Below are 25089 nucleotides of genomic sequence, written 5' to 3' on the forward strand. Positions count from 1 at the left end.
TTTTTGTCTTAATCGCGGAAGTTCTTGAACTGGAACGGCTGCCCCAGATCGCCGCCACGTACCAGCGCCATAACGGCCTGCAGGTCATCGCGGGATTTACCGGTCACACGAATTTCTTCACCCTGGATTTGCGCCTGAACCTTCAGCTTGCTGTCCTTGATGAGCTTAACGATCTTCTTCTGAACCGCGCTCTCAATACCCTGCTTCAGTTTGGCTTCGACAAACCAGTTTTTACCGCTATGCACAAACTCGTCTGGTACATCCAGTGAGGTGCCTTCAATGCCGCGTTTAAGCAGCTTGGCGCGCAGAATATCCAGCAGCTGGTTAACCTGGAAATCAGATTCGCTCAGGACCTTAATGGTCTTATTCGCATCGTTCAGCTCGAAAGTTGCCTCAACGCCACGAAAGTCGAAACGTGACTCAACTTCACGGCTTGCGTTTTCAACGCCGTTGCGGACTTCCTGGATATCAACTTCGGAAACAATATCGAAAGATGGCATCTTTTCTTCTCCCTTCATTTTTGTTGCGTTGCATAATACCCGCTACAAGGCAGATACCCCAAATAATTCGAGTTGCAGCTATCCCTGGCCGCTCACGTGAGGAAACACCGCACAGATGTCACAGGGTTTACTCAACAGAAGCTTAGCTGACGGCGCTATACTTAGGCCGTAACACCTGGCGCAGTTGCAGGTGAGGAGGAACAATGAAAATTACAGTGCTCGGATGCGGAGCCCTTGGACAGCTATGGCTGACCGCGCTTTGCAAGCACGGACATGAGGTACAGGGCTGGCTGCGCGTGCCCCAGCCCTATTGCAGTGTGAACCTGATTGACGAAGACGGAAGTATATTCAACGAATCACTCACCGCGAACGATCCGGATTTTCTGGCGCAAAGCGATCTGCTGCTGGTCACGCTCAAAGCATGGCAGGTATCAGATGCGGTAAAGACGCTGGCCGCGCAACTTCCCCCAGACTCCCCCATCCTGCTGCTGCATAACGGCATGGGAACCATTGATGAGCTGAAAAGCATCCCGCATCCCTTGTTGATGGCGACCACCACGCACGCTGCACGCCGCGATGGCAACATTATCGTGCATGTCGCCAGCGGCGTAACGCACATGGGCCCCGCCCGTACGCAGGATGGCGACTACAGCTATCTGGCGGATGTTCTGCAGAAGGTCCTGCCGGACGTGGCCTGGCATGACACTATCCGCCCGCAGCTGTGGCGCAAGCTGGCGGTTAACTGCGTGATCAATCCGCTGACGGCGCTGTGGAACTGCCCGAACGGGGAACTGAAAAATCATCCGCAGGAAATTGCCACCCTGTGCGCGGAGGTCGCCTCGGTTATCGAACGTGAAGGCCTGCATACCTCGGCGGAGGATTTACGCTATTATGTTGAGCAGGTAATTGAAAGTACTGCAGAAAACATCTCCTCGATGTTGCAGGACATTCGGGCATTACGCCACACAGAGATTGATTACATCACGGGCTATTTGCTTAAACGCGCCCGCGCCCACGGCATTGCCGTGCCGGAAAATGCCCGTCTGTATGACCTGGTTAAACGTAAGGAGAGTGAATATGAGCGCGTCAGCACTGATCTGCCTCGCCCCTGGTAGCGAAGAGACAGAAGCCGTCACCACCATTGATTTGATGGTGCGCGGCGGCATTAACGTGACCACCGCCAGCGTCGCCAGCGACGGTAATCTGACCATCACCTGTTCACGCGGCGTAAAAATCCTCGCCGATGCACCGCTTGTGCAGGTGGCCGACGGGGATTACGACATCATCGTACTGCCGGGCGGCCTGAAGGGCGCGGAGTATTTTCGCGACAGCCCGCTCCTGGTCGAAACTGTCAGGCAATTCCATCTGTCGGGGCGCATCGTTGCGGCAATTTGTGCCGCAGCCGGCACGGTTCTGGTGCCGCATAACATTTTCCCGATCGGGAATATGACCGGTTTCCCGGGACTGAAAGAGACCATTCCTGAAGAGCAATGGGTGGATAAACGTGTGGTCTGGGATCCGCGCGTCAATCTGCTCACCAGCCAGGGGCCGGGTACCGCGATCGATTTTGGACTGAAGATTATCGACCTGCTGGTCGGGCGTGAGAAAGCCTACGAGGTGGCGTCGTCGTTAGTGATGGCGGCGGGGATTTATAATTTTTACGAAGCGTAGCGTGTAAAGAAAGCCGGGTAAGCGAAGCCGCCACCCGGCAAACGGTTAAGGGCGATAGACCTTCACATTCGCAAAGCCCTGCTCGCGCAGATACAGTGCCTGCAAACGGCTCATCACCCCGCGCTCGCACCACAGCAGATACGTTTTGCTCTGGTCGAGATCGCCGAATTTGGTGCTCAGCTTGTAGAACGGCAGAGAAACCACGTCCACGCCTTCAACCTGCAGCGGTTTGTCATCCTGTTCATCAATGGAACGGATATCCAGAATCGCGTCGTTGGCACCGAAACCGCTGACGGTTTCAACTTCAACCACTTCCTGCTCGGTCTGCTGGGCAATCTCACGGATATCGATGTTAGTCGCTTCCGCCACCACCTTCTCCAGAATGCCGAAATCGAAGTTCTCTTCTTCGGCTTCGATTTTCGCCTTCACCGCTTTGACGGTCGGGCTTTTTGAGATCACGCCGCAGTATTCCGGCATGGTGCGGGCAAAATCTTCGGTACCGATTTTGCGCGCCAGATCGATGATGTGCTCTTTATCGTAGGAGATCAGCGGACGCAGGATCAGGGTATCCGATACGTTGTCGATAAGACGCAGGTTGGTCAGGGTCTGGCTGGAGACCTGGCCCAGCGCTTCACCGGTGACCAGCGCCTGCACGCCGTACCGCTCCGCCACTTTGGACGCTGCACGCACCATCATGCGTTTCAGCACCACGCCCATCTGACCGTCGTCCACTTTTTCAAGGATTTCGCCGACCACTGGCTCAAAGTTGATCGCCACAAAACGCACGCGGTGGGAGCTGCCGAAGCGGTTCCACAGATAGTGCGCAACCTGACGTACGCCGATTTCATGCGCCGCACCGCCCAGGTTAAAGAAGCAGTAGTGTACGCGGCAGCCGCGGCGCATCAGCATATAGCTGGAAACACCGGAGTCGAAACCGCCGGAGATCAGCGACAGGACATCTTCCTGCGTGCCGATTGGGAAACCGCCGATACCTTCATAACGGCCTTTCACCAGCAGCAGGCGATCGTTTTCGATCTCCAGGTTAACGGTCACGTCCGGGTTAGTCAGGCGCACGCGGGCGCTCTCAACGTGCTGATTGAGGCCGCCACCCACATAGCGCTCCACTTCAATGGAGCTAAACTCATGCTTACCACGACGCTTCACGCGCACGCAGAAGGTTTTGCCTTCAATCTGATCGCGGTACTGCACCAGCGCTTTTTCAAAAATGTCATGCAGGGAGGTGTAAGGAACGTCTTCCACTTCCAGAATATGGTGAATGCCCGGAATACGGGTCAGCGCGTCGCGAATATCCTGACGTTTGTTTTCATCTTTCGCGCGAACCTCAACGTGGTCCCAGTGACGCACCACGGCGAGCGTTTCGTCGTAGTGTTTTAATACGTTACGAATGTTCCCGGTGAGAATTTTAATAAAGCGCAAACGCACAGATTGGCTTTTGATGGTGATTTCAGGGAACAATTTAATGATAAACTTCATGGCGGCAATGTTTCTTAGGCAAGCTTAAGGCTTGTAATGGAAAATGAAATATACACAAAATCATTCAGGTGGCATCAACGCGGCGAGTCACAGCTCCCCGCCAGCTTACGCGAGTAAGTAACGGAAAGGCGCAAACGTAGCCCAAACAGAGACAACCTGAAGGATGACGTGTATAGCAGCCCACACCCGTGGCTGCATCCAGGCGCGCAAGTATATCATCTTCACGCCGCTCCTGTGCACATTGCGCGTTATTTGATAATTGCCCCGAGTCCGTTACCATGTCGGGGCTGAGAATATAAGAGTCAATTCACTATGCCGAAGAAGAACGACGCACCGGCCAGTTTTGAAACTGCGCTGAGTGAGCTGGAGCAGATTGTCACCCGCCTTGAGAGCGGCGATTTACCCCTGGAAGAGGCGCTCAATGAATTCGAGCGCGGCGTGCAGCTGGCGCGCCAGGGGCAGGTCAAACTGCAGCAGGCCGAGCAGCGCGTGCAGATCCTGCTGTCCGACAGCGAAGACGCTAAAACTACGCCATTCACACCGGACGCCGAGTAAATGGATTTCGCCAACGAGCTTCAGGCATGCGTCGCGCGTGCCAACGATGCGCTGCGCCGTTTTATTGAGCCACAGCCTTTTCAGAACACTCCACTGGTTGAAGCCATGCACTATGGCGCACTCTTGGGCGGAAAGCGCCTGCGTCCGTTTCTGGTCTACGCCACGGGCAACATGTTTGGCATCAGCGCTAACACGCTGGACGCCCCGGCTGCCGCCGTTGAGTGCATCCATGCCTACTCGCTGATCCATGATGATTTGCCGGCCATGGACGACGACGATCTGCGTCGTGGCCAGCCTACCTGCCACATCAAGTTTGGCGAAGCGAATGCCATTCTGGCGGGGGATGCCCTGCAAACCCTGGCGTTCTCGATTCTGAGCGATGCGCCGATGGCCGAAGTGGCCGACCGTGACCGTCTGTCGATGATCTCTGAACTGGCAATGGCCAGCGGCGTCGCCGGTATGTGTGGCGGTCAGGCACTGGATCTGGAAGCGGAAGGACGTCAGGTTAATCTGGAACAGCTGGAGCGTATTCATCGCCATAAAACGGGCGCATTGATTCGTGCAGCCGTTCGTCTGGGCGCCCTGAGCGCGGGTGAACAGGGGCGCAAAGCCCTGCCGATACTGGACAGATACGCAGAAAGTATCGGTCTGGCATTCCAGGTTCAGGATGACATTCTGGATGTGGTGGGCGATACTGCAACATTGGGTAAACGTCAGGGTGCGGATCAGCAGCTTGGCAAAAGTACCTACCCCGCCCTGCTGGGTCTTGAGCAAGCCCAACGTAAAGCCCGGGATCTGATAGAGGATGCCCGCCAGTCGCTGAATCAACTGGCCGCGCAATCACTGGATACTTCGGCACTGGAAGCGCTAGCGGACTATATAATCCAGCGTGATAAATAAACACACTATCTCGATGAGCCTTTGATGAGTTTTGATATTGCCAAATACCCGACACTGGCGTTAGTTGACTCCACCCAGGAGTTACGCCTGTTGCCGAAAGAGAGCCTGCCGAAGCTGTGCGATGAGCTGCGTCGCTACCTGCTCGACAGCGTAAGCCGCTCCAGCGGCCATTTCGCCTCCGGGCTTGGCACGGTAGAGCTGACCGTGGCGCTGCATTATGTCTATAACACGCCGTTCGATCAGCTCATCTGGGATGTCGGCCACCAGGCCTATCCGCATAAAATTCTGACCGGACGTCGCGATAAAATTGGCACCATTCGTCAGAAAGGCGGCCTGCATCCGTTCCCATGGCGTGGCGAGAGCGAGTACGACGTATTAAGCGTCGGACACTCCTCCACCTCGATTTCTGCGGGTATCGGTATTGCGGTGGCAGCCGAAAAAGAGAATAAACAGCGTCGTACCGTCTGCGTCATTGGCGATGGGGCGATCACTGCCGGTATGGCCTTTGAGGCCATGAACCACGCGGGCGATATCAAGCCAGACATGCTGGTTATCCTTAATGATAACGAAATGTCGATTTCCGAAAACGTGGGCGCGCTGAACAACCATCTGGCGCAGTTGCTCTCCGGCAAGCTTTACTCCTCACTGCGTGAAGGCGGAAAAAAAGTCTTCTCCGGCGTACCGCCAATCAAAGAACTGCTTAAACGCACCGAAGAACACATCAAAGGCATGGTCGTGCCGGGTACGCTGTTTGAAGAGCTGGGCTTTAATTATATTGGTCCGGTGGACGGGCATGACGTTCTGGGGCTTGTCACCACGCTGAAAAACATGCGTGACCTGAAAGGCCCACAGTTCCTGCATATCATGACCAAAAAAGGCCGTGGATACGAACCGGCGGAAAAAGATCCCATCACCTTCCACGCGGTACCGAAATTCGACCCGAGCAGCGGTTGCCTGCCCAAAAGCAGCGGCGGCATGCCGAGCTATTCAAAAATCTTTGGCGACTGGCTGTGTGAAACCGCCGCTAAAGACAATAAGCTTATGGCGATCACCCCGGCCATGCGTGAAGGTTCTGGCATGGTGGAGTTCTCCAAAAAATACCCGGACCAGTATTTTGACGTTGCCATTGCCGAGCAGCACGCGGTGACCTTTGCGGCAGGCCTGGCGATTGGCGGTTATAACCCGGTTGTCGCCATTTATTCTACCTTCCTGCAACGCGCCTACGACCAGGTGATCCATGACGTTGCCATCCAGAAGCTGCCGGTCCTGTTTGCTATCGACCGCGCAGGCATTGTGGGTGCTGACGGCCAGACGCACCAGGGGGCATTTGATCTGTCGTTCCTGCGCTGCGTCCCGGATATGGTCATCATGACGCCAAGCGATGAGAACGAATGTCGTCAGATGCTGTTTACCGGCTACCACTATCAGGATGGCCCTAGTGCGGTGCGCTACCCGCGCGGCAATGCCGTCGGCGTTGAACTGCAGCCGCTGGAAAAACTGCCGATAGGTAAAGGTCTGGTGAAGCGTCGCGGTGAGAAAGTGGCGATCCTGAACTTTGGTACGCTGATGCCGGAGGCCGCGAAAGTGGCTGAAGCGCTGAATGCGACCCTCGTGGATATGCGCTTTGTGAAGCCGCTCGACGAGGCCCTGATCCTGAGCATGGCGGAATCTCATGACGTGCTGGTCACGCTGGAAGAAAACGCCATCATGGGCGGTGCGGGCAGCGGCGTAAACGAAGTGCTGATGGCTAACCGTAAAGCCGTGCCGGTACTGAACCTTGGTCTGCCGGATCATTTCATTCCACAAGGCACCCAGGACGAAGCCCGTGCGGCGATTGGCCTGGATGCGGCCGGCATTGAGTCGAAAATCCGTTCCTGGCTTGCCTGATCCCTCCCCTTTTCCGCTCCTGCTATGCTTAAACGTATTGTTTAAAAAAGCAGGAGCGGAACCATGCAATACACGACATTAGGAAAAACAGACCTTCAGGTTTCCCGACTTTGCCTGGGATGCATGACCTTTGGCGAGCCAGACCGGGGAAATCACGCCTGGACGCTGCCGGAAGAGAGCAGCCGCCTTATCATCAAACGCGCACTCGACGGCGGGATTAACTTTTTTGATACTGCCAACAGTTACTCCGACGGCAGCAGCGAAGAGATTGTCGGCCGCGCCCTGCGCGATTTTGCCCGCCGTGACGATGTGGTCGTCGCCACCAAGGTATATCACCAGGTGGGTGATTTGCCTGAAGGCCTTTCCCGTGGGCAAATCCTGCGATCCATTGATGACAGCCTCCGGCGCCTGAATATGGATTATGTCGACCTGCTGCAGATCCACCGCTGGGATTACAACACGCCGATTGAAGAGACGCTGGAAGCCCTTAACGATGTGGTTAAGGCCGGGAAGGCACGTTACATCGGCGCATCGTCTATGCACGCTTCGCAGTTTGCCTCAGCGCTTGACCTTCAGGCGCAGCATGGCTGGGCACGGTTTGTCACCATGCAGGATCACTACAACCTTATCTATCGCGAAGAAGAGCGCGAGATGCTGCCGCTCTGCTATCAGGAAGGTGTAGCGGTGATCCCATGGAGTCCCCTGGCGCGCGGACGCCTCACCCGACCATGGGGAGAGACCACTGCCCGCTCGGTGTCGGATGCGTTCGGTAAAACCTTATACGAAGGTACGGAAGCCAGCGATGCGTTGATCGCCGAACGTTTAGCGGGGATTGCCGATGATACCGGTGCCACGCGTGCGCAGGTAGCGCTGGCGTGGTTGCTGAGCAAACGCGGAGTCGCGGCACCGATTATCGGTACATCGCGGGAAGAACAGCTGGATGAGTTGTTGAGTGCCGTTGATTTAACGCTGACGCCTGAGCAAGTCGCCGAGCTGGAAACGCCGTACCAGCAGCATCCGGTGGTAGGGTTTAAGTAAGCCCTCGCCCTGCCCGTCTCCCAAAAGGAGAGGGAACAAAACCCCTCGGCCGGGTAAGCGCAGCGCTACCCGGCAGACGAATCACGCAAAGTGGTCGTAACCCTTCCAGTCAAGCGTAACCGGCGCGCCATCACGCACAAATTTCAGCCCTTCGCTTTCCGGCATAATCTGTCCGATACAGGTAAACTTCGCCCCAAGGTGAGCTAGCGCCACGTCCAGCGTTCCCCGGTTCAGCTCCGGTACGGTAAAGCACAGCTCATAATCTTCGCCGCCGGAGAGCGCCCAGCGCAGAGCCTGCTCAGGTTCCACATGGCGAAGCAATGGCTCTGACAGTGGGAACAGATCCAGATCTACGCGCGCGCCCACACCGCTGGCCTTCAGAATATGGCCGAGATCGGAGATAAGCCCGTCAGAGAGATCGATAGCCGAGCTTGCCCGCTCGCGCAGCGCCTGGCCGTGCAAAATACGCGGCGTTGGGCGCAGATGGCGTTTCACCAGATATGCCGCATCGTCGGTATCCTTGACGCGTAAGCGGTCCTGGAGGATCGCCAGCCCTGCGGCGCTGTCGCCCGGCGTGCCGGTCACGTAGATCCAGTCACCCGGCTTTGCGCCCGAGCGTTTAAGCGCCCGGCCCAGCGGGACATAGCCGTGGATCGCAAGCGTCATCGACAGCGGCCCGGCAGTGGTGTCACCGCCGATCAGCTGCATATCGTAGTAGTTGAGCTGATCAAACAGCGCATCGCTAAAGGCTTCAAGCCAGTCTTCATCCACCTCGGGCAGCGTCAACGCCAGCGTCAGCCACGCGGGATCGGCGCCCATGGCCGCTAAATCGCTTACGTTGACCGCCAGCGCTTTATACGCCAGATCGGCGGGATCGATATCAGGTAAAAAATGACGTCCGCACACTAAGGTGTCGGTGCTGATTGCCAGCGTCTGTTTTTCGGGAATATTGAGAAGTGCGCAGTCATCGCCAATGCCGGTTTCAACATCAAGACGAGAGGTTCTGACACGGTCGAAATAACGGGCAATCAGGGAGAATTCGCCGCATGCCATACGTTATGCCTCAGCAAATTAAATAAAAAAACCGGAGCCGCACTGCCCGGCAGGCAATGCAAAACTCCGGTTTGCGGATCACTTTTTGTGGGGACGGATCGCAGGTGCGGCTTTATCCAGCACGCCGTTTACAAATTTATGGCTGTCCTCAGCGCCGAAGGTTTTCGCCAGTTCGATCGCTTCGTTGATGGCCACTTTGTACGGCACATCATCACGTTTAGACAACTCAAACAGCGCGATACGCAACACTGCTTTCTCAACCTGACCCAGCTCTTCGAGCAGACGGGACAGGTATGGCTTCATCAGACCATCGAGATACGCGCTATTAGTCGCCACTCCCGACAGCAGTTCACGGAAGTACAGAACGTCAACGTCTTTCACGTCCTGTTCTGACAGGAACTGGTATTCAACATCAGCGATGTCGTTCTGGGACAACTGCCAGGAGTAAAGTGCCTGGACGGCACATTCACGGGCGCGGCGACGAGCAGCAGGTTTCACGGAATTCCCCTTACAAAAAAATCAGGCCTTAATGGCTTTCAACACATTGATCATTTCAAGCGCGGTCAGTGCAGCTTCTGCACCTTTGTTACCGGCTTTGGTACCAGCGCGCTCAATGGCTTGTTCAATACTTTCGGTAGTCAGCACGCCAAACGCGACAGGAATTTCTGCATCCTGCGCAACGTGTGCCAGACCATTGCTTGCACCGCCTGCAACGTATTCGAAGTGTGCAGTGCCGCCACGAATAACGGTACCCAGCGCAATCACCGCGTCGTATTTACCGGTTTTCGCCAGCGCGCCCGCTGCCAGTGGCAGTTCATAAGCACCTGGAACCCAAACAACGGTAATGTTGTCATCTTTAACCTGGCCGATACGTTTCAGGGCGTCAATGGCACCTTCCAGCAGGCTGTCGTTGATGAAGTTGTTGAAACGCGCAATGGTGATGGCGACGCGAGCGTCCGGGGTAGCTACAGCAGCTTCAATAATGTTCATACTCTTCCTTTACGGGTTCATTTGGCCCCGCAGGGGGGCGGATTTTATCATAATACTTTGCGCACTGCTTCCCTATTTCAGGAGCAATTACGCTGGCGTTAAATGGAGGCAGACATCCGGGCCCACCGGACGAATCTCGCTAAATTTGAGTTGTGGTGCATCGCCAAGTTTTTCAAGACCCGGCAGCACAAACAGACCACGCGCATCGGTACCCAACAGTTTAGGTGCTACGTAGACAATCAGCTCATCCACCAGCCCGGCCTGCAGCAGCGCGCCGGCCAGCGTCGGCCCCGCTTCTACCCAGATACTGTTCACCTGTTGCTTACCAAGCAGCATCATCAGCACCACTAAGTCGAGGTGCCCGTTATGCTCTGGCACCATGATGCTGCGTACGCCTTGCGGCCATTCACGCGCATCGTCCTGCGTGCGTGCAATCCAGGTTTCGCCCGGCTGTTGCACGATGCGGTGCGCAGGCGTGATGCGATTCTGGCTATCGATGACAATACGCAGCGGCTGACGCAGGTTTTCCTGCGGGTAGCACGCCTGGGTATCGGCATTCAGTTCATCCCAGCGCACGGTCATGGCAGGATTATCAGCCAGAACCGTTTCACTGCTGGTGAGGATAGCATGGCTTTGCGCGCGCAGACGTTGCACATCGCGCCTTGCCTGCGCAGAGGTGATCCACTGGCTCTCGCCGTTCGCCATCGCCGTACGACCATCCAGTGAGGCCCCAAGCTTAAGCTGAATGTACGGGAACCCGGTGCGCATGCGCTTCAGGAAGCCTTTGTTGATCGCTTCTGCATCCTGCATCATCAGACCGTGACTGACATCAACTCCTTCCTGCTGCAGTCGATACAGGCCGCGTCCGGCAACCTGCGGATTGGGATCCTGCATCGCCGCGACAACGCGCGCGACACCCGCCGCAATGAGTGCTTCGCAGCACGGCGGGGTACGGCCGTGGTGGCTGCAGGGTTCCAGCGTCACGTAGGCCGTTGCACCGCGCGCCTTTTCGCCGGCCATGCGCAGGGCATGAACTTCGGCATGGGGCTCACCGGCACGGTAGTGAAACCCTTCGCCCACGATCTCGCCATCGTTGACAATGACGCACCCGACGTTAGGGTTGGGATGGGTGGTAAAACGACCGCGCTGCGCCAGCTTCATGGCTCGCGCCATGTAAATCTCATCCTGCATGAGCTTAATCCTGTAAGCGGGCGATCTCTTCGCCAAACTCTTTGATATCTTCGAAACTGCGGTACACAGAGGCGAAGCGGATATAGGCGACCTTATCGAGCTTTTTCAGTTGCTCCATCACCAGGTTGCCAATCATCTTGCTTGGCACCTCGCGCTCACCCAAACCACGAAGGTACGATTTTATGTGGTTTAACGCCATTTCGACGTCATCTGCACTGACAGGGCGTTTTTCCAGCGCCTTGAGCATCCCGCTGCGCAGTTTCTCTTCGTTAAACGGCTCACGCACGTCGTTACTTTTTACCACGCGCGGCATTACCAGCTCTGCAACCTCAAAGGTCGTGAAACGCTCGTTGCACACCAGACATTGCCGGCGGCGGCGTACGGAAGACCCTTCGCCCACAAGGCGAGAGTCGATAACTTTGGTATCCACAGCGGAGCAGAATGGGCAATGCATACGGTATCCCTGTTATGTGGTTAACTGATTTTCATTTTACCCTGATCTGGCCTGACAACAAAGGAAGAGCTTTTTGAGACAAAGGATCTATGCCTGTTGATGTGATGCTGGCTACCATTACGGAGATCCGTTATTTCAAGGAAATAAACGCAATGACAAGACGTTACCTGAAAATATTGCTGGTGGGGAGTCTGTTTACCCTTAGCGCCTGTGCACAGCAAACCGAAGTCCGTCAAATGAAACAAAGCGTGAATACGCTCAATACCGCGATGGACAAACTGAACAAAGAAACCGTGAAGATCACCCAGCAAAACGCGCTGAATGCCAAATCCAGCAGCGGGGTTTATCTGCTGCCCGGGTCTAACACCCCGGCGCGCCTTAGCAGCCAGATTGGCACGCTGAAAATGTCGTTGGTTAACGTGGCAGCCAATGCGGATGGTACTCGCGCAACATTACGCATTCAGGGGGAATCCAACGATCCTCTGCCAGCCTTTAGCGGCACCGTCGAGTGGGGGCAGATTCAGGGCACCACCGAGAACTATCAGGAAGTGAACGTGAAGAGCCAGCTGTTCACCGCTCCCGCCAGCGTGCTGGCCCCGAGCGATGTTGACATTCCGATCCAGCTGAACGGACTTACGCCGGATCAGTTAGGTTTCATCCGCATTCACGATATCCAGCCCGCCGCGCAGTAATCCCCTTTCAGCGGAGTGCAATGTCACTCCGCTAACATTTACAATCCGCAAAGATTGGCAACAGAAATCATTGCCGCTACAATCCCCGCCGTTTAAAGTACGCAAACGTGAACGCAATCGATTACGCGTGTGAGAGATATGTGAAACAACACATATTTTTGTGAGCAAGGATTCCTATAATAGGCTCCGCAGAAACACGAAATATTTAGAAACGCAATTCGCGCATTTTTCACTCCCGGAAGGGAATTTCAATCAGTGGCATGATTATGAAAAAAACATTACTAGCGGCTGGCGCCGTGCTGGCACTCTCCTCCACTTTCACTGTTAACGCAGCGGAAAACGATAAACCACAATACCTCTCCGACTGGTGGCACCAGAGCGTTAACGTGGTCGGCAGCTATCACACCCGTTTCGGACCACAGATCCGCAACGATACCTACCTGGAGTACGAAGCCTTCGCCAAGAAAGACTGGTTCGATTTCTACGGCTATATGGATGCGCCGGTCTTCTTCGGCGGTAACACCGATGCGAAAGGTATCTGGAACCACGGTTCCCCCCTGTTCATGGAGATCGAACCCCGCTTCTCCATTGATAAGCTGACGGGCACCAGCCTGGCGTTTGGTCCATTCAAAGAGTGGTACTTCTCGAACAACTACATCTACGACATGGGCCGTAACGCGTCCGGTCGTCAGAGCACCTGGTATATGGGTCTGGGTACCGACATCGATACCGGTCTGCCAATGAGCCTGTCCCTGAACGTCTATGCGAAATACCAGTGGCAGAACTACGGTGCCGCGAACGAAAACGAGTGGGATGGCTACCGTTTCAAAGTGAAATACTTTGTACCAATTACCCAGCTGTGGGGCGGTAACCTGAGCTATATCGGTTTCACCAACTTTGACTGGGGTTCAGACCTGGGCGACAACGACTTCCGTGATCTGAACGGTAAGAAAGCGCGTACCAACGACTCCATCGCCTCCAGCCACATCCTGGCGCTGAACTACGATCACTGGCACTACTCCGTTGTTGCGCGTTACTGGCATAACGGCGGTCAGTGGAACGATGACGCAAGCCTGAACTTCGGCAATGGCGACTTCAGCGTACGTTCTACCGGCTGGGGTGGTTACCTGGTTGTCGGTTACAACTTCTGATGTGAAAGAAGGCAAAAACGGACAAAGCCAGCTGATATGCTGGCTTTTTTATTGCTTCACCTTACGCAGAAAATCCGCCAGCGATCGCTCCGCGCTTTCGCTAAAACGCCTCTGCGTGAGCGTAATATTCAGACACCTGTCGAGCCGGAAGCAGCGGTAGTCATCACGCCGTTCACACCACGCGGCCAGCAGCCAATGCTCTCCCCAGAAGAACAGCCCCAGCGGCTGAATGTCGCGCCATGTCAGATGCCCGGCTTCATCACGATAATGCAGCGCCAGTACGCACTGGGCAGAAATAGCCTGATGAATAACATCAAAGTCGCTGCGCGAATGCGGCTGAAGCGCAATATCCGGCGCATATATTCGCGTCTGCTCCGCCTTACGTCGGCTCTCCTCGGGCAGGATCGCCAGTACCTTCTCCTGCGCCGACTCAAGCTCACGCGAGAGCGAGTCGCCCCCCCAGGTTTTCAGCAGACGGATGGCGACCATCAGCGCTTCAGATTCTTTGTTCGTCAGCATCAGCGGAGGTAAGTCAAAACCCGACATCAGCCGATAGCCGCTTCCCGCCTCCCCTTCCACCGGCACGCCGGAAAGCGACAGGTCGCGGATATCACGGTATACGGTCCGTTCCGATACGCTCAACCTGTCCGCCAGATGCGCTGCCGTTGTCAGACGCCTGCCTCTCAGGATCTGCACAATCTGAAACAAACGGTCAGCGCGTCGGGTCATATCGTATTCAGCTCTCAGGCAGGTTGATGGAGGCCGACGCGATTACCTTCGCTGTCGGTAAACAAGGCTATGGTGCCAATGCCACGCGGCAATTCCAGCGGGCCAAACACGCACTCGCCACCCGCAGACGCGATGCGATCGAGCGTTGCCGCCAGGTTGTCAGTATGCAGGTAAATAATAGCGCCCTGTACGGACGGTGTAATGCCCTCAAATTTTGCCAGCGCGCCGCCGGTGGCCGGATCGTCATGCGGGAAAACGGCTAACTCAGCCACATCCATTTTCTCTCGTCTCAGCTGTACCTGCATCACGGGCTCATAAAATTTGATAGCGCGATCCATATCGGCGACCGGAATTTCAAACCAGTTAATTACACTCTTCATACATCCTCCTGCCTGTTGTTTGGGTTCGAAAAGAGTCTACGACAGGGCTCCTGACAGCATACTGTCAGGAGTGTTTGGCAGGAGCAGATAAAAAAAATCCCGGTCAACAGACCGGGATTTCGGGAACGAACGACACGTCGTCTTACGGCAGAATAGACGGCTGATCCGCCCCTTCTTTCTCGACTTTCTGCTGGAGCAGGTGCTCGCGCTTCATGCCAAGTTTCAGTGCCAGTGCGGAGGCGACGTAGATAGACGAAGCCGTACCGATAGAGACACCGATCAGCATGGTCAGCGAGAAGCCTTCCAGTACCGGGCCACCGAAGAGGAACAGCATCAGGATCACCATCAAGGTGGTTCCGGATGTGATCAACGTACGGTGCAGCGTCTGGGTCAACGACACGTTAAAGATTTCGTACGGCGTACCGCGACGGATCTTACGGAAGTTTTCACGAATACGGTCAGATACCACGATACTGTCGTTCAGTGAGTAACCGATAACGGACATCAGGGATGCCACGATTGTCAGGTCAATCTCAATGTGGAACAGAGACAGTATGCCCATGGTGATCACCACGTCGTGCGCCAGGGCGATAACCACACCCGCCGCCAGTCGCCACTCAAAGCGGAAACCGACGTACACCAGAATGGAGATCAGAGCCACCAGCAGCGCCATCGCACCGGTTTGCGCCAGGTCAGCACCTACGCTTGGCCCGACGAACTCGATACGCTTAACCGTCGCATGCTGGTTGGTTGTTTCGTTAACCACGTTAACAACCTTGCTGCCCAGCTCCTGGCTGCCGTTCGCATCGTGCACCGGCGGCATACGCACCATGATGTCACGGCTGCTGCCGAAGTTCTGCAGCAACGGCTCTTCAAAGCCCGCTTTCTGCAGAGACTGGCGCATCTGGTCCATATCGACCGGTTTTTCCAGGGAGATCTCAATTACCGTACCACCGGTGAAATCAAGACCCCAGTTAAAGCCTTTCACGCCCATCACGATAAGGGAGAGGATCAGCAGTAAACCTGAAATGCCGAAAGCCCAGTAGTCCCAGCGCATAAAGTCCCAGACTTTACGGCCGTGGTTCAATTGTTCAACAGTATATTCCTGTGCCACAACGCACTCCTCAGATAGACAGCTTTTTGACGCGCTTGCCGCCATACAGCAGGTTCACGATGGCACGGGTGCCGACAATAGCGGTAAACATTGACGTTGCAACACCGATACCGGTGGTGATCGCAAAGCCTTTGATAGCGCCAGTCCCCACTGCATACAGGATAAGAACCTTAATCAGTGTTGTTACGTTCGCATCGAAGATGGAGCTGAATGCCCCTTTGTAGCCTTCGTCAATCGCCTGCTGAACAGAGCGACCGTTGCTTAACTCTTCTTTGATACGTTCGTTTATCAGTACGTTGGCGTCGACCGCCACCGCAAGGGTTAAGACGATACCGGCAATCCCCGGCATGGTCAGCGTCGCCCCCGGCAGCAGAGACATGATGCCGATAATCAGCACCAGGTTCGCAACCAGTGCGCTTGTCGCAATCAGACCAAACTTCTTATAGAAGAAGATCATGAAGAGGATGGAGACCACCAGACCGGCCAGACACGCTTCCAGACCCTGCTTGATGTTTTGCATCCCCAGCGTTGGACCAATGGTACGTTCTTCAACAATCTGAATTGGTGCAATCAGCGCACCGGCACGCAGCAGCAGCGAAAGCTGACGCGCTTCGTTCGGGTTGTTGATACCGGTAATGCGGAAGCTGTTACCCAGACGAGACTGGATGTTGGCGATGTTAATCACCTCTTCCTCTTTCACCAGCACCGCGCGGCCGTTTGCGTCTTTCTTACCGCTGTCTTTGTACTCCACGAACAGGGTTGCCATCGGTTTACCGATGTTGTCCTTGGTGAAGTTAGACATGATGTTACCACCCGCGCTATCCAGCGAGATGTTAACCTGCGGCTGGTTGTATTCGTCCTGGCTGGATGTGGAGTCGGTGATGTGGTCACCGGTCAGGATCACGCGTTTGTACAGCACAACTGGCTGACCTTCGCGGGTCTGTTTCACTTCCGAATCGCCCGGAATACGGCCAGCGGCGGCAGCGGACTGATCGACGTTGGAGTTAACCAGACGGAATTCCAGCGTGGCAGTTGCCCCCAGAATCTCTTTCGCACGTGCCGTGTCCTGAATCCCCGGGAGTTCCACCACGATACGGTCAGCACCCTGACGCTGTACCAGTGGCTCAGCAACACCCAGCTGGTTTACACGGTTACGCAGAATATTGATGTTCTGCTGAACGGCGTATTCACGGGCTTCTTTCAGGCGAGCATCGGTCATCACCGCGCGCAGCTGGTTGCTGCCCTGAGAGGTGATCACGAGGTCACGGTGACGTTGAGTCAGGTAATCTACAGCCTGATCGCGCGCCGCGCTGTCGCGGAACGTGATGCTCATACCGTAGTTATCTTCTTTACGAACGGTAGTGTAAGCGATGCCTTTTTCGCGCAGATCGCTGCGCAGGCTGTCGATGTTTTGTTCCTGCAGTTTGCCGAGCGCGGTATCCATATCCACTTCCATCAGGAAGTGAACACCGCCACGCAGGTCAAGACCGAGTTTCATTGGCTCTGCATTCAACGCAGCCAGCCAACGCGGGGTTGCAGGAGCAAGGTTAAGCGCCACGACGTATTTATCACCTAGCACGCCCATCAGCACTTCGCGAGCGCGGAGCTGCGTGTCGGTGGTGTCGAAGCGAGCAAGAATTGCGCCCTCTTCCAGAGCCACAGACTTAGCGGTAATTTTTTCTTCTTGTAACGATTTCTGGACCTGGATCAGCGTTTGCTCACTGGCGGCGACACCGCGCGCGCCAGTGATTTGAACAGCCGGATCCTCACCATACAGGTTGGGAAGCGCGTACAGCAGGCCGACGAGAATCACGGCGACCAGCATGATGTACTTCCACAAAGGATAACGGTTTAACACGGCAGTTCCCTTTGGGAAAAGTTGGGATTACAGCGCCTTCATGGTGCCTTTCGGCAGAACGGCAGCTACGAAGTCACGTTTGATAACCACTTCAGTGGTGTCGTTCAGGGCAATAGCAATGTAGCCACTTTCAGCCACTTTGGTTACGCGACCGACCAGACCACCGTTGGTCAGCACTTCATCACCTTTGGCAATGGAGTCCATCAGCTTTTTGTGCTCTTTGGTACGCTTCTGCTGTGGGCGCAGGATCATGAAGTAGAAGATCAGACCGAACACAACCAGCATCAGAATCAGAGACATCGGGCTGCCCTGCGCCGGAGCACCTGTTGCCGCTACCGCATCAGAAATAAAAAAGCTCATTCAAATTCCCTCATTATTAAAATTAATCAACGTTCAAAGGTGGAACGGTTCGACCCTGACGTTGGTAAAAATCGGTCACGAAGCTCTCTAATTTACCCTCTTCAATAGCCTTGCGTAAACCAGCCATTAAGCGCTGATAATAACGAAGATTATGAATGGTATTGAGACGCGCGCCCAAAATCTCATTGCAACGATCAAGATGATGCAGGTACGCGCGAGAATAATTGCGACAGGTGTAGCAATCGCACTCGGAATCGAGCGGGCTGGTGTCACTCTTATGCTTCGCGTTACGGATTTTCACCACGCCATCGGTCACAAACAGATGACCGTTACGCGCGTTGCGGGTTGGCATAACGCAGTCGAACATATCAATGCCGCGGCGCACACCTTCAACCAGGTCCTCAGGTTTACCCACACCCATCAGGTAACGGGGTTTATCTGCCGGGATTTGCGGGCAGACATGCTCCAGAATGCGATGCATGTCTTCCTTCGGTTCACCCACAGCCAAACCGCCGACAGCGTAGCCATCAAAACCTATCTCTACCAGACCTTTAACAGAGATATCGCGTAAATCTTCGTAAACGCTGCCCTGGATAATACCGAACAGCGCATTTTTGTTCTGCAGGGAGTCAAAGCGGTCACGGCTACGCTTCGCCCAGCGCAACGACATCTCCATGGAGCGTTTCGCGTAATCCCAGTCGGCCGGGTATGGCGTACATTCGTCGAAGATCATCACGATATCAGAGCCGAGATCGTACTGAATCTCCATAGACTTTTCAGGATCGAGGAAAATCGGATCGCCGTTGATCGGGTTACGGAAGTGTACGCCCTGCTCGGTGATCTTACGGATGTCGCCCAGGCTGAAGACCTGGAAACCACCGGAGTCGGTCAGGATCGGGCCTTTCCACTGCATGAAGTCATGCAAATCGCCGTGCAGCTTCATGATCTCCTGACCAGGACGCAGCCACAGGTGGAAGGTATTGCCGAGGATAATCTGTGCGCCAGTGGCTTCCACTTCTTCCGGCGTCATCCCTTTTACGGTGCCGTAGGTGCCCACAGGCATAAACGCGGGGGTTTCCACCACGCCGCGATCAAACACCAGGCGGCCGCGACGTGCGCGACCATCGGTGGTATCGAGTTCAAATTTCATTTTTTCTCCGACGTCAGAAAAACAGTCCAACGTTGTAAAACGGTGCCGCGGACTTATTCCCCGACACGCTCATTCAAAGCCTGCGGATTGTACGTGATAAACATCGCGTCCCCGTAGCTAAAAAAGCGATATTTTTGTTCTACCGCAGACTTGTACGCCGCCATAGTGTGCTGATAACCCGCAAAAGCGGACACCAGCATAATCAGCGTTGATTCAGGCAGATGGAAGTTGGTTACCAGGGCATCAATCACGTTGTACTGATAGCCCGGGTAGATAAAGATCTGCGTATCGCCAAAGAAAGGCTCAATCAGGTCATTTTTGGCGGCCTGCGCGGCGCTCTCAAGGGAGCGTACCGACGTGGTGCCCACTGCCACAACGCGGTTACCGCGTGCTTTGGCGGCCAGAACGGCATCCACCACCTCTTGCGGCACTTCGGCATATTCGGAGTGCATGATGTGGTCTTCGATGCTGTCCACGCGCACCGGCTGGAACGTACCCGCCCCGACATGCAGGGTCACGAAGGCCATCTCGATACCTTTCGCGCGCAATTTTTCCAGCAGCGGTTCATCAAAATGCAGGCCCGCCGTCGGCGCGGCGACCGCGCCAGGCTTCTGGCTGTAAACGGTCTGGTACAGCTCGCGGTCAGCCTCTTCATCCGGGCGCTCGATGTAAGGGGGCAGCGGCATATGGCCGATCGCATTCAGGATGTCGAGCACCGTGCGCTCGTCATTGAACGCCACCTCAAACAACGCATCGTGACGCGCGGTCATGGTTGCACGGATGCTCTCATCATCGCCAAGCAGCAGCTCTGCACCCGGCTTCGGCGCTTTAGAGGCGCGAATATGTGCCAGAATACGTTTATCATCAAGCATACGTTCGACCAGCACTTCAATCTTGCCGCCGCTGGCTTTACGGCCAAACAGACGCGCCGGGATCACGCGGGTATTGTTAAAGACCAGCAGATCGCCAGGGTTGAGCTTGTCGAGCAAATCGGTGAAAGTACCGTGCGTCAGCTCGCCCGTCGGCCCATCCAGTGACAGCAAACGACAGCTACTGCGCTCAGGCATTGGGTAGTGAGCAATCAGGGATTCAGGTAGTTCAAAGGAGAAATCGGCGACGCGCATGACGTATACTCGTGACTTAAAAACAGGCGGCATAGTCTAGTGCTCACACCCTTTTGCTGCAACAACTAGCCGCCCCTGGACAAATAAAACGCATGAATTTTCTCGCTCACCTGCATCTTGCTCATCTCGCTGACAGCTCTCTTTCCGGCAATCTGCTGGCCGATTTCGTGCGCGGTAATCCCGCCGACGCGTACTCCGCAGAGGTTGTCGACGGGATTTTTATGCATCGCCGTATCGACGTGCTGACCGATAACCTGCCGGAAGTCCAGGAAGCCAAAGCGTGGTTCCGCCCTGAAACGCGGCGCGTCGCGCCAATCACGCTCGATGTGATGTGGGACCATTTCCTCTCGCGGCACTGGGAAACACTCTCTCCCGAGATGCCCCTTAACGCGTTCGTGCGTTATGCCCACCAGCAGGTGTCCATTATTTTGCCGGACTCGCCGCCGCGCTTTGTGAATCTGAATAACTATCTCTGGTCAGAACGCTGGCTTGAGCGCTATCGCGAGATGGACTTTATACAGAATGTGTTAAACGGGATGGCGAGTCGCCGACCGCGACTCGACGCGCTGCGCGACTCCTGGCATGACCTGGACACCCACTACGAGGCGCTGGAGACGCGGTTCTGGCAGTTCTACCCGCGTATGATGACCCAGGCGAAAAACAAACAGCTATAACAGAAATGCCATTGATAGGTGAAAGCTTGCTGAACGATTGTTAGCGCCTCTTTGTCTTATCAATGAACACTCTCTATACTGGGCGGCGTTGCGTTCCAAATAACCTTAGTATCTACAGGAGAATCACATGGTTCTGGTAACTCGTCCGGCTCCGGATTTTACAGCTGCAGCAGTTCTGGGCAACGGTGAAATCGTTGAAAACTTCAACTTCAAACAGCACACCAACGGTAAAGCGACCGTTCTGTTCTTCTGGCCAATGGACTTCACTTTCGTTTGCCCGTCTGAGCTGATCGCATTCGACAAACGTTACGAAGAATTCCAGAAGCGTGGCGTAGAAGTTGTAGGCGTCTCCTTCGACTCTGAATTTGTACACAACGCATGGCGTAACACCCCTGTCGACAAAGGCGGCATCGGTGCGGTGAAATACGCAATGGTTGCGGACATCAAACGCGAAATCCAGCAGGCTTACGGTATCGAACATCCGGACGCTGGCGTTGCACTGCGCGGTTCTTTCCTGATCGACGCAAACGGCATCGTTCGTCACCAGGTTGTTAACGATCTGCCACTGGGTCGTAACATCGACGAAATGCTGCGCATGGTTGACGCGCTGCAGTTCCACGAAGAGCACGGTGAAGTGTGCCCGGCTCAGTGGGAAAAAGGTAAAGAAGGTATGAACGCGTCTCCGGACGGCGTTGCTAAATACCTGTCTGAGAACGTATCCAGCCTGTAATCGGCACGGTTTACGGAAAAGGCCCGCATCAGCGGGCCTTTTTGTTTTGTACGATCTCACTCTTCACACGTTAAAACGCGAAGCACGAACACCCCAGCACGCCCCAGAATGCCTGGTCATCAGATACCGGGATATCCGATTGCCGCGCAATGCCGTGCGCATGGCCATGCACTCCACAGCTACCAATACACTGGTGCATCTGCACCACCGCCCCCACTTTGCTGGCTGCAGGCGGCGCAGAGCGGTAATGCCCCGGGACTTTCACGACCGGTGACCACGACGGCACAACCGGGATCGGCGGCGGTGACAGCGGACTGAAATGACCGGCGGCATACACGACCTTGCCGTCCACAACGGTCAGCACCGATTCAATGCCCTTGATCTCCTCTTCCGTCACGCTGAAGTAATCTTTCGACAGCACCACCAGGTCCGCAAGCTGCCCTTCAACCAGACGGCCTTTTTTACCCTGTTCGCTGGAAAACCACGCACTGCCTGCGGTCCACAGCTCCAGCGCTACCTCACGCGGCAGGCGGTTATTGTCGTCATACATCGCCAGGCCGCCGACGGTTCGCCCGGAGACCAGCCAGTAGAGCGCCGTCCACGGGTTATAGCTCGCCACACGGGTTGCGTCGGTTCCTAACCCAACCGGCACGTCCAGTTCCAGCATTTTCGCCACGGGTGGCGTGTGTTTCACCGCCTCTTTGCCGTAGCGGTCGACGAAATATTCGCCCTGGAACGCCATACGGTGCTGCACCGCAATACCGCCCCCCAACGCTTTGACGCGCTCGATATTACGCTCGGTAATGGTCTCCGCATGGTCAAAGAACCACTGCAGGCCGTTAAACGGAATCTCACGGTTCACCTTCTCAAAGACATCCAGCATCCGGCTGATGGATTCGTCATAGGTGGCATGCAGCCGGAACGGCCAGCGGTTTTCCACCAGGTGGCGCACCACGCGTTCCAGCTCGTCTTCCATCCCTTGCGGCAGATCCGGGCGCGGCTGGAGGAAATCTTCAAAATCCGCCGCCGAGAAGACCAGCATCTCTCCTGCCCCGTTCGCACGATAAAAGTCTGTGCCCTGCCCCGGTTTGAGCATATCGGTCCAGCGCTCAAAATCCTCCAGCTCCTGTTTAGGGCGCTGGGTGAAGAGGTTGTAGGCAATACGCACCGTCATCTGCTCTTTGGCGTGCAATTCGGCAATCACCTCGTAATCTTCCGGGTAATTCTGGAAGCCGCCGCCGGCATCAATGGCGCTGGTCAGCCCCAGACGGTTAAGCTCACGCATAAACTGGCGCGTGGAGTTAACCTGCTGCTCAATGGGGAGTTTCGGTCCTTTTGCCAGCGTGGCGTAGAGGATCATCGCGTTAGGTTTAGCGATCAGCAGCCCGGTCGGGTTGCCGTGGTTATCACGCACAATCTCCCCGCCCGGCGGGTTTGGCGTCTCTTTGGTGTAGCCGACAGCTTTCAACGCGGCGCGGTTAAGCAGGGCGCGATCGTAGAGGTGCAGGACAAACACCGGCGTATCCGGTGCCGCCTCGTTAAGCTCTTCGATGGTCGGCATCCGGCGTTCGGCGAACTGAAACTCGCTCCAGCCGCCCACCACCCGAACCCACTGAGGTGAAGGTGTACGATCGGCCTGATCTTTCAACATCCTTAGCGCATCCGCCAGCGACGGTACGCCTTCCCAGCGCAGCTCGAGGTTGTAGTTCAGCCCGCCGCGGATCAGGTGCAGGTGCGAATCGTTAAGCCCGGGGATCACCGTACTCCCCTTCAGATCGACAATCTGCGTTCCCTGCGTCGCATAGCTCATAATGCGATCGTGGTTGCCCGTCGCCAGAATCTTGCCGTTAGCAATAGCCACCGCTTCCGTGAGCGGGTTTTCGCGATCGAGAGTATGGATCTTACCTTTGGTTAAGATCAGTGTGGCAGTTTGAGACATAACGTACTCCTTTCAGCCGAATCAGGCTTTTTTGAGCCATCCGGCAAACAGACGGGTCACGATGGGCATCCACAGCCAGACCACCAGCGCGACCACACAGGCATCGTTAATCAGATGCAGCAACAACGTACCTTTCAGGCCAGGAAGCAACGCACCGGTGACCAGCGGCACCAGGTTGGTACTGGGGAAGATAACCAGCAGGGTAATGAGAAACTGTTTCCACTGTTTAGGCTTACGCACATGAGGCTCCGGTGGGGTAAACCAGAACGCCGCCTCGGTACGCACTTCGGTTTTATCGCCTTCCGCCAGCAGCGGTTCAATCTCTTTTACCAGCGCATTACGGGTATCGGACTGGGTCCACGCAGAGAGGTGTTCGAGGGTGTCGAAACGGATTATCACCGTCCACAGATGTTGTCCGTCGGTCGGGCGGATGACGTTCGCGCCAAGATGCCCCGGAAATTCCGCCGCGATGGGCATGATCTTACCCAGCCACTGTTCGTATCGCTCAGCCTGACCCGGCAGCAAGGTGTGGGTGATCACCAGCGTGACATGCGATGTGTGCGCCATAATAGTTTCCTGGTCATTAATGGGCGGGAGAACCCCGCCCTGGAAGGTTTACGCTTTGCGTTCTGGCGCACCGTGAACGAGGGTGTAGGCATAGTCAACGCCCATGCCATAAGCGCCGCTGTGCTCACGGACCAGGTCCATGACCGCGTCGTAAGTGCCTTTGCGAGACCAGTCGCGCTGATACTCAAGCAGCACCTGCTGCCAGGTCACAGGAACCGCGCCCGCTTGAACCATACGGTCAATCGCACGTTCATGGGCATCTACGGAGGTACCGCCGGAAGTATCGGTCACTACATAAACTTCAAACCCTTCATCCAGAGCCATCAGCGCCGGGAAGGTCAGGCAAACTTCGGTCCACAGGGCTGAGATGATAAGTTTCTTGCGGCCCGTTGCTTTCACTGCCGCAACAAACGCATCGTCTTCCCAGGAGTTCATAGAGGTACGTTCAATCGGTTTAACCGCCGGGTGAACCGCCAGCAATTCTGGCCAGATGTATCCGCTAAAGCTTTTTGTTTCGACAGAGGTGTAGATAACCGGAACATCAAAAATTTTGCCTGCTTTTGCCAGAGCCACCGTATTATTCTTTAATAACTGACGGTCAATATTTGCCACGCCAAAAGACATTTGCGGTTGGTGATCGATAAAAATCAGTACGGAATTGGACGGGTCAATCAGTTCACGAATAGACATAAAAGTACCTTTTAATCAATGTGTTAAAAGCCAACGTTTTGGTGTGCTATATGAGAAAGGGCCCTGACTGATAAAGCAATTTGAGTATAGCGAGAATTGATTGAGCGGATAGTAAAGATATTTGTCCCCTCTGTTGAAATTAACCGAACAACTTAGGGGAATTTTCAGCAACCGGGAAATAAACCGGTTGCTGATGAC

27 protein-coding genes are annotated in these 25089 nt (G+C 55.3%); 10 read left to right on the top strand and 17 right to left on the bottom strand.

The window, feature by feature from the left end:
* Positions 1 to 8: 8 nt before the first annotated feature.
* On the bottom strand, positions 9 to 500 hold the full coding sequence (locus F8561_RS06260) for a YajQ family cyclic di-GMP-binding protein (RefSeq protein ID WP_020885215.1): 492 nt from the start codon (positions 498 to 500) through the stop codon (positions 9 to 11).
* Between the two features lie 203 nt (positions 501 to 703).
* Here F8561_RS06260 and panE point away from each other — a divergent pair, with 203 nt between their 5' ends.
* Both panE and yajL read left to right on the top strand, forming a co-directional pair.
* Positions 704 to 1615 (top strand): 2-dehydropantoate 2-reductase, encoded by a 912-nt coding sequence (gene panE / locus F8561_RS06265; RefSeq protein ID WP_014168859.1) that lies wholly within the window; start codon positions 704 to 706, stop codon positions 1613 to 1615.
* On the top strand, positions 1578 to 2171 hold the full coding sequence (gene yajL / locus F8561_RS06270) for a protein deglycase YajL (protein WP_020885217.1): 594 nt from the start codon (positions 1578 to 1580) through the stop codon (positions 2169 to 2171). The genes panE and yajL overlap by 38 nt, the downstream gene beginning before the upstream one ends.
* A 45-nt stretch (positions 2172 to 2216) precedes the next feature.
* On the opposite strand, the gene thiI is transcribed toward yajL, so the two are convergent.
* Positions 2217 to 3665: a tRNA uracil 4-sulfurtransferase ThiI gene (gene thiI, locus F8561_RS06275; protein ID WP_014168857.1), complete on the bottom strand. Its 1449-nt coding sequence runs from the start codon at positions 3663 to 3665 to the stop codon at positions 2217 to 2219.
* Between the two features lie 312 nt (positions 3666 to 3977).
* Between thiI and xseB the strand changes: the two genes are divergently transcribed.
* From xseB to F8561_RS06295, 4 genes are all read left to right on the top strand, one after another.
* Positions 3978 to 4220 carry an exodeoxyribonuclease VII small subunit gene (xseB, locus tag F8561_RS06280; protein ID WP_008503331.1) on the top strand — a complete coding sequence of 81 codons (243 nt, stop codon included), beginning with the start codon at positions 3978 to 3980 and terminating at the stop codon, positions 4218 to 4220.
* Complete coding sequence (gene ispA / locus F8561_RS06285) at positions 4221 to 5120, top strand: (2E,6E)-farnesyl diphosphate synthase (RefSeq protein WP_014168855.1); 900 nt, start codon at positions 4221 to 4223, stop codon at positions 5118 to 5120.
* A gap of 24 nt (positions 5121 to 5144) precedes the next feature.
* Positions 5145 to 7007 (top strand): 1-deoxy-D-xylulose-5-phosphate synthase, encoded by a 1863-nt coding sequence (gene dxs / locus F8561_RS06290; RefSeq protein ID WP_044865368.1) that lies wholly within the window; start codon positions 5145 to 5147, stop codon positions 7005 to 7007.
* A 63-nt stretch (positions 7008 to 7070) separates the two neighbouring features.
* On the top strand, positions 7071 to 8045 hold the full coding sequence (locus tag F8561_RS06295) for an aldo/keto reductase (RefSeq protein ID WP_151887244.1): 975 nt from the start codon (positions 7071 to 7073) through the stop codon (positions 8043 to 8045).
* An 81-nt stretch (positions 8046 to 8126) separates the two neighbouring features.
* On the opposite strand, the gene thiL is transcribed toward F8561_RS06295, so the two are convergent.
* The 5 genes from thiL to nrdR form a co-directional block, all read right to left on the bottom strand.
* Entirely contained in the window at positions 8127 to 9098 is a 972-nt protein-coding gene (thiL, locus tag F8561_RS06300; protein ID WP_032677510.1) for a thiamine-phosphate kinase, read from the bottom strand.
* Positions 9099 to 9176: 78 nt separating this feature from the next.
* Complete coding sequence (gene nusB, locus F8561_RS06305) at positions 9177 to 9596, bottom strand: transcription antitermination factor NusB (protein ID WP_006809908.1); 420 nt, start codon at positions 9594 to 9596, stop codon at positions 9177 to 9179.
* 21 nt (positions 9597 to 9617) lie between these two features.
* Positions 9618 to 10088 carry a 6,7-dimethyl-8-ribityllumazine synthase gene (gene ribE / locus F8561_RS06310; RefSeq protein WP_006176874.1) on the bottom strand — a complete coding sequence of 157 codons (471 nt, stop codon included), beginning with the start codon at positions 10086 to 10088 and terminating at the stop codon, positions 9618 to 9620.
* Between the two features lie 87 nt (positions 10089 to 10175).
* Positions 10176 to 11279: a bifunctional diaminohydroxyphosphoribosylaminopyrimidine deaminase/5-amino-6-(5-phosphoribosylamino)uracil reductase RibD gene (ribD, locus tag F8561_RS06315; protein WP_134178853.1), complete on the bottom strand. Its 1104-nt coding sequence runs from the start codon at positions 11277 to 11279 to the stop codon at positions 10176 to 10178.
* A 4-nt stretch (positions 11280 to 11283) separates the two neighbouring features.
* Positions 11284 to 11733, bottom strand: a complete 450-nt coding sequence (gene nrdR, locus F8561_RS06320; RefSeq protein WP_008503337.1) for a transcriptional regulator NrdR — start codon at positions 11731 to 11733, stop codon at positions 11284 to 11286.
* 152 nt (positions 11734 to 11885) lie between these two features.
* Between nrdR and F8561_RS06325 the strand changes: the two genes are divergently transcribed.
* Together F8561_RS06325 and F8561_RS06330 are read left to right on the top strand one after the other, a co-directional pair.
* Positions 11886 to 12425: a DUF3251 domain-containing protein gene (locus tag F8561_RS06325; RefSeq protein ID WP_149376869.1), complete on the top strand. Its 540-nt coding sequence runs from the start codon at positions 11886 to 11888 to the stop codon at positions 12423 to 12425.
* 266 nt (positions 12426 to 12691) lie between these two features.
* A complete protein-coding gene (locus F8561_RS06330; protein WP_151887245.1) occupies positions 12692 to 13576 on the top strand; it encodes a nucleoside-specific channel-forming protein Tsx in 885 nt (294 codons plus the stop codon).
* A gap of 48 nt (positions 13577 to 13624) precedes the next feature.
* Here the strand turns inward: F8561_RS06330 and F8561_RS06335 are convergent, their stop codons facing one another.
* From F8561_RS06335 to queA, 7 genes are all read right to left on the bottom strand, one after another.
* A complete protein-coding gene (locus F8561_RS06335) occupies positions 13625 to 14305 on the bottom strand; it encodes a helix-turn-helix transcriptional regulator (RefSeq protein WP_014168847.1) in 681 nt (226 codons plus the stop codon).
* 14 nt (positions 14306 to 14319) lie between these two features.
* Positions 14320 to 14685 (bottom strand): VOC family protein, encoded by a 366-nt coding sequence (locus F8561_RS06340; RefSeq protein WP_020885224.1) that lies wholly within the window; start codon positions 14683 to 14685, stop codon positions 14320 to 14322.
* A 142-nt stretch (positions 14686 to 14827) separates the two neighbouring features.
* Positions 14828 to 15799: a protein translocase subunit SecF gene (gene secF / locus F8561_RS06345; RefSeq protein ID WP_020885225.1), complete on the bottom strand. Its 972-nt coding sequence runs from the start codon at positions 15797 to 15799 to the stop codon at positions 14828 to 14830.
* 10 nt (positions 15800 to 15809) lie between these two features.
* On the bottom strand, positions 15810 to 17657 hold the full coding sequence (gene secD, locus F8561_RS06350) for a protein translocase subunit SecD (protein ID WP_014168844.1): 1848 nt from the start codon (positions 17655 to 17657) through the stop codon (positions 15810 to 15812).
* 27 nt (positions 17658 to 17684) lie between these two features.
* Positions 17685 to 18017 carry a preprotein translocase subunit YajC gene (yajC, locus tag F8561_RS06355; protein ID WP_000007630.1) on the bottom strand — a complete coding sequence of 111 codons (333 nt, stop codon included), beginning with the start codon at positions 18015 to 18017 and terminating at the stop codon, positions 17685 to 17687.
* Positions 18018 to 18039: 22 nt separating this feature from the next.
* Positions 18040 to 19167, bottom strand: a complete 1128-nt coding sequence (gene tgt, locus F8561_RS06360) for a tRNA guanosine(34) transglycosylase Tgt (protein ID WP_020885227.1) — start codon at positions 19165 to 19167, stop codon at positions 18040 to 18042.
* Between the two features lie 53 nt (positions 19168 to 19220).
* Positions 19221 to 20291: a tRNA preQ1(34) S-adenosylmethionine ribosyltransferase-isomerase QueA gene (gene queA, locus F8561_RS06365; RefSeq protein WP_032677507.1), complete on the bottom strand. Its 1071-nt coding sequence runs from the start codon at positions 20289 to 20291 to the stop codon at positions 19221 to 19223.
* A gap of 92 nt (positions 20292 to 20383) precedes the next feature.
* On the opposite strand from queA, the gene acpH reads away from it, so the two are divergent.
* A complete protein-coding gene (acpH, locus tag F8561_RS06370) occupies positions 20384 to 20965 on the top strand; it encodes an ACP phosphodiesterase (RefSeq protein WP_138013545.1) in 582 nt (193 codons plus the stop codon).
* Between the two features lie 127 nt (positions 20966 to 21092).
* Positions 21093 to 21695, top strand: a complete 603-nt coding sequence (locus F8561_RS06375; RefSeq protein WP_014168840.1) for a peroxiredoxin — start codon at positions 21093 to 21095, stop codon at positions 21693 to 21695.
* A gap of 70 nt (positions 21696 to 21765) precedes the next feature.
* Here the strand turns inward: F8561_RS06375 and F8561_RS06380 are convergent, their stop codons facing one another.
* Genes F8561_RS06380 through F8561_RS06390 form a run of 3 tightly spaced genes read right to left on the bottom strand, consistent with a single transcriptional unit; the run spans position 21766 to position 24891 of the window.
* Positions 21766 to 23634 carry an amidohydrolase gene (locus F8561_RS06380; RefSeq protein ID WP_104440496.1) on the bottom strand — a complete coding sequence of 623 codons (1869 nt, stop codon included), beginning with the start codon at positions 23632 to 23634 and terminating at the stop codon, positions 21766 to 21768.
* Positions 23635 to 23655: 21 nt separating this feature from the next.
* Positions 23656 to 24201: an antibiotic biosynthesis monooxygenase gene (locus tag F8561_RS06385; protein ID WP_014168838.1), complete on the bottom strand. Its 546-nt coding sequence runs from the start codon at positions 24199 to 24201 to the stop codon at positions 23656 to 23658.
* 48 nt (positions 24202 to 24249) lie between these two features.
* The gene (locus tag F8561_RS06390) at positions 24250 to 24891 is read right to left on the bottom strand and encodes a hydrolase (RefSeq protein ID WP_014168837.1); all 642 of its coding nucleotides are present in this window, start codon (positions 24889 to 24891) and stop codon (positions 24250 to 24252) included.
* Positions 24892 to 25089: the final 198 nt, after the last annotated feature.

Origin of the sequence: Enterobacter sp. 198 (assembly GCF_009025585.1) — a bacterium.
GTDB lineage: Bacteria > Pseudomonadota > Gammaproteobacteria > Enterobacterales > Enterobacteriaceae > Enterobacter > Enterobacter ludwigii.

Excerpts from the sequence above, each read along its gene's own strand:
- panE (WP_014168859.1), top strand. The coding sequence starts at position 704 with ATGAAAATTACAGTGCTCGGATGCGGAGCCCTTGGACAGCTATGGCTG.
- yajL (WP_020885217.1), top strand. The coding sequence starts at position 1,578 with ATGAGCGCGTCAGCACTGATCTGCCTCGCCCCTGGTAGCGAAGAGACA.
- F8561_RS06375 (WP_014168840.1), top strand. The coding sequence starts at position 21,093 with ATGGTTCTGGTAACTCGTCCGGCTCCGGATTTTACAGCTGCAGCAGTT.
- F8561_RS06330 (WP_151887245.1), top strand. The coding sequence starts at position 12,692 with ATGAAAAAAACATTACTAGCGGCTGGCGCCGTGCTGGCACTCTCCTCC.
- thiI (WP_014168857.1), bottom strand. The coding sequence starts at position 3,665 with ATGAAGTTTATCATTAAATTGTTCCCTGAAATCACCATCAAAAGCCAA.
- F8561_RS06335 (WP_014168847.1), bottom strand. The coding sequence starts at position 14,305 with ATGACCCGACGCGCTGACCGTTTGTTTCAGATTGTGCAGATCCTGAGA.
- ribE (WP_006176874.1), bottom strand. The coding sequence starts at position 10,088 with ATGAACATTATTGAAGCTGCTGTAGCTACCCCGGACGCTCGCGTCGCC.
- dxs (WP_044865368.1), top strand. The coding sequence starts at position 5,145 with ATGAGTTTTGATATTGCCAAATACCCGACACTGGCGTTAGTTGACTCC.
- acpH (WP_138013545.1), top strand. The coding sequence starts at position 20,384 with ATGAATTTTCTCGCTCACCTGCATCTTGCTCATCTCGCTGACAGCTCT.
- F8561_RS06325 (WP_149376869.1), top strand. The coding sequence starts at position 11,886 with ATGACAAGACGTTACCTGAAAATATTGCTGGTGGGGAGTCTGTTTACC.
- tgt (WP_020885227.1), bottom strand. The coding sequence starts at position 19,167 with ATGAAATTTGAACTCGATACCACCGATGGTCGCGCACGTCGCGGCCGC.
- F8561_RS06385 (WP_014168838.1), bottom strand. The coding sequence starts at position 24,201 with ATGGCGCACACATCGCATGTCACGCTGGTGATCACCCACACCTTGCTG.
- F8561_RS06390 (WP_014168837.1), bottom strand. The coding sequence starts at position 24,891 with ATGTCTATTCGTGAACTGATTGACCCGTCCAATTCCGTACTGATTTTT.
- F8561_RS06340 (WP_020885224.1), bottom strand. The coding sequence starts at position 14,685 with ATGAAGAGTGTAATTAACTGGTTTGAAATTCCGGTCGCCGATATGGAT.
- F8561_RS06380 (WP_104440496.1), bottom strand. The coding sequence starts at position 23,634 with ATGTCTCAAACTGCCACACTGATCTTAACCAAAGGTAAGATCCATACT.
- F8561_RS06260 (WP_020885215.1), bottom strand. The coding sequence starts at position 500 with ATGCCATCTTTCGATATTGTTTCCGAAGTTGATATCCAGGAAGTCCGC.
- yajC (WP_000007630.1), bottom strand. The coding sequence starts at position 18,017 with ATGAGCTTTTTTATTTCTGATGCGGTAGCGGCAACAGGTGCTCCGGCG.
- xseB (WP_008503331.1), top strand. The coding sequence starts at position 3,978 with ATGCCGAAGAAGAACGACGCACCGGCCAGTTTTGAAACTGCGCTGAGT.
- queA (WP_032677507.1), bottom strand. The coding sequence starts at position 20,291 with ATGCGCGTCGCCGATTTCTCCTTTGAACTACCTGAATCCCTGATTGCT.
- F8561_RS06295 (WP_151887244.1), top strand. The coding sequence starts at position 7,071 with ATGCAATACACGACATTAGGAAAAACAGACCTTCAGGTTTCCCGACTT.
- ribD (WP_134178853.1), bottom strand. The coding sequence starts at position 11,279 with ATGCAGGATGAGATTTACATGGCGCGAGCCATGAAGCTGGCGCAGCGC.
- nrdR (WP_008503337.1), bottom strand. The coding sequence starts at position 11,733 with ATGCATTGCCCATTCTGCTCCGCTGTGGATACCAAAGTTATCGACTCT.
- ispA (WP_014168855.1), top strand. The coding sequence starts at position 4,221 with ATGGATTTCGCCAACGAGCTTCAGGCATGCGTCGCGCGTGCCAACGAT.
- thiL (WP_032677510.1), bottom strand. The coding sequence starts at position 9,098 with ATGGCATGCGGCGAATTCTCCCTGATTGCCCGTTATTTCGACCGTGTC.